Source organism: Petrachloros mirabilis (assembly GCF_975968855.1).
Map to the genome: position 1 here is coordinate 1 of NZ_CDLUDY010000215.1, position 5666 is coordinate 5666.

The 5666-nt window shown below is 54.3% G+C and carries 3 protein-coding genes; 2 read left to right on the forward strand and 1 reads right to left on the reverse strand.

Annotated features, from left to right (window positions below; all coding sequences use genetic code 11):
* Nucleotides 1-221: 221 nt before the first annotated feature.
* Nucleotides 222-2558: a fatty acid cis/trans isomerase gene (locus ACWVCN_RS08910; RefSeq protein ID WP_455245215.1), complete on the reverse strand. Its 2337-nt coding sequence runs from the start codon at nucleotides 2556-2558 to the stop codon at nucleotides 222-224.
* A 440-nt stretch (nucleotides 2559-2998) separates the two neighbouring features.
* Between ACWVCN_RS08910 and ACWVCN_RS08915 the strand changes: the two genes are divergently transcribed.
* Both ACWVCN_RS08915 and ACWVCN_RS08920 read left to right on the forward strand, forming a co-directional pair.
* Nucleotides 2999-4297: a dipeptidase gene (locus ACWVCN_RS08915; RefSeq protein ID WP_455245216.1), complete on the forward strand. Its 1299-nt coding sequence runs from the start codon at nucleotides 2999-3001 to the stop codon at nucleotides 4295-4297.
* A gap of 26 nt (nucleotides 4298-4323) precedes the next feature.
* On the forward strand, nucleotides 4324-5666 hold a 1343-nt coding region (locus ACWVCN_RS08920; RefSeq protein WP_455245217.1), incomplete at its 3' end, for an alpha/beta hydrolase.

The window sequence follows — 5666 nt, forward strand, 5'->3', positions numbered from 1 at the left end:
AAGTATTGTCTAGGTCTGCCGCCGATGCGGCTACCGAGAGGAGACTTACTCCAAAACAAAAGGCACATACGGCAACCTTATGCTGTTGATGGCTCATCGCACTTCAGTATCCCTGCTTTCAGTTGACCTTGACAATCGACGGCGGCCATGGCCGCCGTCGAATTACGCATGTCGAAGTTTGATCCATTCGTGGCTTTTCAAGCCACAGCTGCTCCCCGGAACTAAAGGTTCAAGTAACGGTCCACATCGAGTGTTCCGGCTCGGGTCGGGTCCCTGCGGCGGATATACTCCTTCATGGTATCCAGATAGGCCCAGAAATCAGGATTGGACCTGCGGATCCCCCAACGCTCCACAATTTTTGTCAATGCCTCTGTGGTTCCTGCCTGAACTAGAGCGTCTGCAAACTCATCAACCTCAGCTTCAGGGATCCGGAACATGAACCTCGGATAAGCTGTTTGCACACCTTCGAGGACCGAAACTCGCCCCTTGCTGGGGTCTTCGTCCTGAAGGACCGGTGAGATGAATGCCTTGGTGTCATACCAACGGTCACGCGTCATTGTGTAAACTAAGGGTTCCTGCCCCTCTCGATCGATCCGAAGCAAAGAAGCCTCCGGTATGATCGCCTTGAACCTCCGCCATGCCGGCTGCTCTTCCTTAGATGCATCTGTGATTTTTCTCATCGCAGCTGCCACGGGGTCAGAGGGGATTGGCGCGTCTACTCGATTTATCGGATCGGCGGAGATGACCTTGTCGCCCATATAGTCAAGCAGCTTGATGTAAAACTCCTTCATTGGGTCATCTGTGGTGTATTCGATACCGGTTGGGATCTCATCTTCAGGGTTGAAAACGGGCATTTCCAGCCGGAGCCGCGTTGCGGTCAGCGGACCCTTGTACCAACTTGCGAATGTCGGCTTGCGGTCCTTTGCCGGAATGAAGCGCAGCAAGTTCATCTCGGCTTCGATCCGAGAAAGCCCAAAGATCTCTCTCACCCAAGTCCACGAATCTGAAGAATCGAACAGGTCATAGTTGGTCACGGCCGTATAGTAGGCTTGCTCGAAAATCGGGAGATCAATTAACCAGGATTCTTTGGGATAATCTCCAGCTGCAACCTTTGGGTCGAGAGTGTAGGCGTCCGTCTGGTGTCGATAAACCGTCACGATGGGAGTATCATCGTCGTCTTCCCCACGCCAGATGTCCGTCATCTGGGTCTTTATACCGAGTTCCTGCTCACGCTCCATCCGAAGCTTCATGTACTTCTTGCGTCGCCCCACGAACTCGTGGCGCGTAATGAATGCATCCTGGACGCTGTTCTTATTGATATAAAACGACAGCAGCGGGTCCACCATCGCCCTGTATTCAGGATCGTTCACATAAAGCGATGTCTCCGGATTTTCGTAGAAATGCCAGCCCTGATCCTGAACCGAGCCAATCGCCTGGTTGCCATGACAGGAAGGCCCATGCACGATGGCCCCGCGAATATTCCACGTATTATCAAGGAGGAATTTGTAACGAACCTTTGGAGGTATATCTTTGAAAATGCCGAGGATATCGTAGCGCTCTTCCTCACTGTATCCGGGCAAGCTCTGCGCCGTCCATTCTTGTTCGTCGAAGATTTCCTTCCAACGGTTGAGCTTCTTATCGTCTGCCACCATCTGCAGACGGGTGTTCTTCACGCATCTGGTCTGATCCAGCAACATGAACCGATAATAGAAGTCGCCCTCCGCAACCGGTCCATTTGCTACGTGCTGGGCAACAGGAACAACTGGCTCGCCTGGCGGGGTTGTAGACCGCACAAGCGTGTAGAAGTTTGCATCTTCTTTATTTTCGAAGAGAAACGTAACGAGATAAATATGCTCGTAGATGTAGCGCGCCATTAGTTGCGTGCGAGCATCTTCACCGTTTAGGAAACCTTCCCAGTTGCTGATCATGCCAAGATCGACCTCAGAAGGTTCAGCCACCTTATGGTCGAACTTTGCGCCCTCTTCGAGCCACTGAATCAAATTGGCGTATTCCGACGGCAAGAGACCGGACACCGCAAGGGGCATGCCTTCGCGTGGCTTTTGTGCAATGTAAGCGTCAATCTCGTAACTGTTCGGGAAGTAGAATTTCCTTTTGAACGGATCGAGTTCAACTTTGTCAGAAAAGCGCTCATTCGGCTCAACCGGATTCTCATGTCCGAGCCTAAGCATTTTCCCCATGATGGAGTCCTTGCCGCCCTCAGTTACAGAAAAGAAGCCGAGCTTGCGCCAGTCCTCGAGCGTGTTCTTGCTGTTCCAGACAAATGTTGGGGGGACCGGAGACGTTCTAGGAGCATAGGGATCGAGTTTAATGGCTCCGCGCTGGATGCCAGCAACGCTACGCAAGTCGAGTTGCGCAGGGGCATCGTAGCAGGCATGGCATGATACGCATTTCGTATCGAGGATCGGCTTAATATCCTGTGTGAACGATATTTCTTCGGCGCTTGCAGCAAACGAACCAAGGACCACAGGACCGAGCAGGAACATGGCGCTCGATAATAGACGTGAACGTCGAGATAAATTTCTTACCCGTTTTTGCATAGCGCAGCCTCCTCCAGTTTGCGTTGTAGGCTAGAGGATCGCGGGTCTAGCTAGCTATGCAGATTTTACTTTTTTGTAACAAACCCGTGGAAGCGGCTGAACTCGCCTCGGCAAAAACGACGATGAGACTTGCTGACAAGCTGCCAAGCAGAGTCCAACTTCACAGGTTTTGAATCTTGATAGGTCCATGGATTGCCGACAGGTCCATGGTTGTGACCTGTCGTCCAACCAAGCATCTTTTCTGTAGACACGCTTGGCCCGCTTGTTCGGCTGACCTCGCACTGCTCCGCACCACGACATTTGAATTCCACGATCCACTAAGGTCGCTTCAATCCATCAGAAGCAGAAAAATTGCATATTATCTTCGTGCTTTGGCAGCCTAGAATTCGCATAGCATTGCGCTTGAAAAGGGCGACTTAGTAGCAGAAGGAGGTCCGTTGATGTCAATCAATAGAGATTGTGAAACGCTTCAGGGCATTGGCCCCACCCGACGTGATGTGTTGCGCGGCGCAACATACGCAGCTGCCGGTGTGGCGGCGGGCACTGCTTTTGTGCGCAATGCTGTAGCCCAGACAGCAAACCAGGGACTCGATCTGATCTCGCCCACGTTCGAAACCAGTCCTACCTATCTGGCGGAGTATACGGCCTCGGACCGTGCCAAGGAGGTTATGCAGAAGGCCACGGTTATCGATATGCTGTTCTCGGCCGTGTATCCCCTGCAGTGGAAGAATGATGACCAGTTCCATCCGGTGATGGACCAGTGTCTGGCCGCCGGCATGAACGTGCTTGGGTATTGTACATCTGCTGACGGCGCGGACGGGGATCCTGCAGCGGTGCTTAACGGCCTCAAATTCCCTCTGCGCAAGATCGCTGAGCGCCCTGACAAGTACATGATCGTTAGGTCGGGCAATGATATTCGGGAGGCGAAGAAACAAGGCAAGCTGGGACTCTATTTTGTCCACCAGGGCACCATGCCCATGGGCACCGATGTTCACAACGTTGCCTTGATGCGACAGTTGGGCTTCGGTTACTGCCTGCTGGTCTACAACGTCGCGAACGCAGTGGGGGGTGGTTGCGCAGAAGACCAGGACCCGGGGCTGACAGCCTTCGGGCATCAGCTGGTCAAGGCCTACAATCGCTACGGCCTCGTCGTCGACGTCACCCACACCGGGGATCGTACGGCCCGCGACGCCTGCAACGTCAGCCTCAAACCGGTAATCGCCTCCCACTCGTGCGCAAAGGGCATCTTTCCGTCGTTTCGCAATCTAAGCGATGAACTGATTAAGGACATTGCAGGAACGGGCGGTGTTTGCTCGGTTTTCACCACTGGCACTTACATCGACCCGACAAATCCTCCGGTCGTAGGCCCTGAGATCATCTTCAGGCATATTGATTACATGTGCCAGTTGCTCGGCAATACTGATCATGTTGGTTACGGATCGGACTGGATTCCGGATATGACGAAGACAATTCAGCTGATTGCCTCCAAGCCCGGAGTCTACCCGGACAAAGGCATGGCAGAAGGGGCGACGAAGAAGGGCTTGTCAATGTGGGGTCCAACCCCGAACCCGGCAAAGATTTTGCCGGCCGTTGTGGATCAGTTGTTGGAGCACGGATACTCGCAAGACGACTGCGCCAAGATCCTCGGCGGGAACAATCTCCGCGTGTTCGATCAGGTCTGGAGCGGTACGGATGTCGAGATCGACGACAGCCAGAGCTTTCTGCATACTTGGCGGTAAGACTGCAAAAATAAGAGTGTCGCAAAGTGGCAAGCGGGCGAGGGAAAAGACCGGGACGACTGAGGTTGATCCTGCTCTCGCTCGTTATGATGGCGTTGGGCGCTTTAACGGCCTTCATGGTCGTCGCTGTGTACTTACTCAACGCCAAACCTGAACTTAGCATCTGGCATCGCGCTGACCTAAAGGAGGAGTTCTCCGTAAGTTCACCGGTTCACTCGCTTGTTGACTACTTTGCGCTCGAAGACAGGCTGTTTTCAGAGCTAAAGCGCGAGGTTTACGATCGAATTGCAGCGGCCGAGCGGACAAGGGTCAATCGCTACAATACCGGAAGTCTATCTGATCCCGACACTTGGACCCAAAATTGGAACCGCACGTTCGAATTGACCGCCGTCGATCCCAGTTTCGCAGCGCTGCTGTTGCACGGCTATTCCGACAGCCCCTATAGTCTTAGAAGTCTGGGGCTGATGCTCAATGCAGAAGGCGGCCACGTGCTGGGCTTGCGCCTGCCCGGTCATGGAACGGCGCCGAGTGGGCTCAAGTTCACCAGCTGGCAAGACATGGCTGCCGCAGTTCGCCTCGCCGTGGCTGACCTGGCGCGTCGCTTCCCGGGCAAGCCAATAGTCGTGACCGGTTACTCCAATGGAGGCGCGCTGGCTGTGCAATACGCTTTGGAGGCGCTCGCCGACGACGGTCTGCCGCGCCCATCTGGTTTGATCCTGATCTCAGCTGAGATTGGCGTCACCCCGGCAGCAGCGCTGGCCGGCTGGCAGTCCATGTTCGGTCACATCCTCGGGCTTGACAAGCTGGCCTGGAATTCAGTCCAGCCCGAATATGACCCATTCAAGTATAATTCCTTCGCCGTAAATGCCGCGGTGCAGGCCCATCGCATCACCGGGCACATCCAGAAACAAATCGACCAACTCGATGCAAACGGTCTCCTTCAAAAGCTAACCCCCGTGCTCGCCTTCCAGTCTGCCGTTGATGCTACGGTTACAGCGCGCGCTCTTTTGACCGGTCTGTTTGATCGCCTCAAACCGGGTGGCCACCGTCTGGTCGTTATCGACATCAACCGGATATTCGAAGCGCAGGGCCTGATCCGCCGTCCTCCTGTACTCGATACACTGTTAACAGGTCAGACACGTCCTTATGACGATGCGATTATTGGCAATCGGCACGCGGATACAAAGGCCGTCGTCTTTCGCGAGAGGCAGGCCGACAGCGACGATCTCAGGCAACGCGATCTCTTTATGGTGTGGCCACCGGAGGTTTATTCCCTGTCCCATATCGCCCTACCCTTCCCACCGGAAGACCCGCTCTATGGTAGCAATGACATGAACGAGAACCCGGGCTTGAAATTGGGTCAACTTGC